Below are 3,037 nucleotides of genomic sequence, written 5' to 3' on the forward strand. Positions count from 1 at the left end.
AAAAAATATATGCTAAATTTATACTTATGATTATTGATAATATAATATATATGGTTACATATATTTATGTTTGTGTGTATAATGTAAACATATATAAATATTAATGGAGGATATTAATATGGCTTTTAATGGACCAAAAAAGAATGCTTTTGAAAATGGTAGAGAAACCCATGAGAAAATGACTGAGGCGTTAAATAATAAGCCTGAAGTTGATAATACATCTGTTCAACCTGCTCTCACCTCATCTATGCCTACGAAAACACCTATTCAAAAAGAAAAAGTAAAGCCATTTACCTTTACTTTAAAACCTAGCAATAGAAAAGCTCTTAATCGAATTGCTAAGCGACATGGTTTTAATTCAACAAGTGCATTCCTGGATGAATGGATTGAACAAAATAAGAATAATTAGGGTACATGATGTATTAAATTAAACGTCTCTTTTTGAGGCGTTTTTATTTTTTCATTTGTTTGATTCGCAAAATCTATTTTTTCAGATCTCTAAGGTCTAGATTGCAAAAGAAGCATTTTTTTGATGATATTTAAATCCATTTTAAATAAACCCTTTAAATAAACCCTTTAATTCCTTTTAGCAAGTGCGTGAAACTAAGAGTCACAAGTATTATAGCTCTTAAAAAACGACGTCTTGTGGAGAAAATAAGTATTATAAACGACGTAGAATCCTTGATATATCGAGATTCTTTTAAAGAATGAATAAAAATTAATAAGAGTGACGTTATATGGAGTCTGATTTTAGTGAAAATGAGCTACGAATCCTTATATATAAAGGTTTTAGGCTTTTTTTAATAAGGGTGACATTTCGTGGAAAACTTAAACGACGCTACATGGATAAAAGGGTGACGTCATATGGAGTCTGATTTTAGTGGAAAAATAATAAGGGTGACGAAGCGTGGAGAGTACTTATCCACAGGCATTTGAGAGCTTTTTCAGGTAAAAAGGTGACGTCACATGGAGTAAGTGTAAATATTATAAAAAAACAGAATAATAAATAATAAGGGTGACATCATATGGACACTATATATAGTATTCATATGTAATAAAAGTACATATATCACACAATATATTTATTTTGAGTGCTTTATATTTATATATGATCATGTAAATAGTCTTTTAAATAAGGGTGACGTCTTATGGACTTAAAATGGGTACAATTAAAGTTCTTAAAATACTGGTGTATAAAGTTTTTTAGTTATTTTATATAAAATCTCCATACCACGTCGTTTTTATATAATGTGTTTTGAATAGAATAAGAACGACGTTATGTGGAGAGGTAATAATTAACATTTTTCTAATACCACAATATATTGGAAATCAAAAATTTAAAACTTTGATATAAAAGCGCTTGATAAATATCGAATACAATATGTTGTGCCATAATATGGATTTAGCAATAAGGGTGACGTCTTGTGGAGTTTAATAAAAACGACGTCCTATGGAGACAATAAGGGTGACGCTTCATGGAGATAATATTTTTTTATTACGTTAAAAACGACGTAATATGGAGCTGAAAAGATAATAAGGGTGACGTCATATGGAACGAATTTTAATAAGGGTGACGTGGTATGGATCGAATTTGATAAAAATACTTGTTATTGCTTTTTAATTGCTTTATATTTAGCTTAAATCAAATGAACGACGTTAATATTCCTGAAAGTCGCTAATTGGGGTGAGCGTATGGCAGTAAGAAAAAGACCTGTACAAAAGATAATTAAAATTGATAATCGATTTAATGATGACCCTATTTTTGAACCGATTGATAGTTTGCCAGAAATTAATAGTAATATTTTCTGGTTAATTGCTGCACAGGTTAAGGATCAAGGCGGTAATCGTATTACTTTATCACCAGATCAAATTAAACGAGAAGTTGGCTATAATAGTCATATTTCTAATAAGCAAATTGCTAAAAATGTTGATGAAACTTTTTCTAGGTTACTTACTATTCAGCTTTCCAAAGAAGAAAAAGATGAAAAAACAGGACATATAAATAAAATCCGGGAAAATATCTTTAAAAGATCAGTTGTGGATACTGATACTCTTGAAACAAGTGTAGAAGTTAGCGACAGTTTTCTTTATCTTTTTAATCATTTAGAGCACTGGACAAGGTTCTCAATCACCCAATATGTACGATTACATTCTAACTATTCTCGTAAACTATTTCGTTTGTTGAAGCAGTGGAGAACAGTTGGCCGTAAGGAATATAAAATCGACGACTTCAGAAAAAGATTGCAGATTCCTAAATCATATCGCCCAACAGATATAGATCGAAGAGTCTTAACTTTGTGTACTGAAGAATTATGTGCTAATTTCCAGAATTTTAAGATTACCAAAAATTACCGTAAAGGTGTACGTGGTCGGAAGCTCGATTCCTATATTTTCACATGGGTGCCAGAAAAGAACAATCAACAAGACGTCTATTACGATAGTAGCATTGAAGACACAAATTCTGTGTATTATATCAAGTCTAACCCATATATGACGGATAAGCAGAAATTTAGGGCCTTAGACAGGTTCTATGGCTTTACCCTAGGTACAACCGCTAAAGAGTATAAAGATGGTCATATTCACTCTTATTTCTTGCCAAACAAGCTTCATAAGCGTCAAAAACGTACGGCCTTCCATAGATCAGATTTAAAGTCACTTACGCAATATAAACATGCACAATTTGCTCAGTTACTACATGTATATCAAGAAGTAAGTAAAAAAGGCTTTTTAACTCCTGAAGATAAAGAAGATATGCAGCTTCTTAAAATGGGGTACGAGAAGTCAGAAAAAGATAGAGAAAAAGATCAAAAGGCTGAAAGAGAACGACTTAAAAATCTTGAAAATAATGCGAAAGATTTGCAAGCTAGAAGAGATAGTGGACAGTATTCAATTGATTTTTCACATGCAGGTCAAGATTTGGGCGACAGTTTATCGCTATTTGATATAGATAATTATTCTTAATAAAATTAAAAAGGCTATAGGTCATAAGTATTGAGCTATAGCCTTTTTTCTAACTAATTATTATATTAGAAATAAT

General features: G+C 30.9%; 2 protein-coding genes. Both read left to right on the plus strand.

Annotated features, from left to right (window positions below):
- Positions 1-118 precede the first annotated feature (118 nt).
- Positions 119-409 (plus strand): hypothetical protein, encoded by a 291-nt coding sequence (locus JCM6256_RS09060; RefSeq protein ID WP_025081359.1) that lies wholly within the window; start codon positions 119-121, stop codon positions 407-409.
- Positions 410-1,692: 1,283 nt separating this feature from the next.
- The gene (locus JCM6256_RS09065) at positions 1,693-2,961 is read left to right on the plus strand and encodes a replication initiation protein (RefSeq protein ID WP_025081360.1); all 1,269 of its coding nucleotides are present in this window, start codon (positions 1,693-1,695) and stop codon (positions 2,959-2,961) included.
- Positions 2,962-3,037: the final 76 nt, after the last annotated feature.

The sequence above is a fragment of the Lactobacillus hamsteri DSM 5661 = JCM 6256 genome (assembly GCF_000615445.1).
GTDB classification, from domain to species: Bacteria; Bacillota; Bacilli; order Lactobacillales; family Lactobacillaceae; genus Lactobacillus; species Lactobacillus hamsteri.

Bases quoted from the DNA above. Each gene is read 5' to 3' on its own strand.
- JCM6256_RS09060 (WP_025081359.1), top strand. From the start codon at position 119: ATGGCTTTTAATGGACCAAAAAAGAATGCTTTTGAAAATGGTAGAGAA.
- JCM6256_RS09065 (WP_025081360.1), top strand. From the start codon at position 1,693: ATGGCAGTAAGAAAAAGACCTGTACAAAAGATAATTAAAATTGATAAT.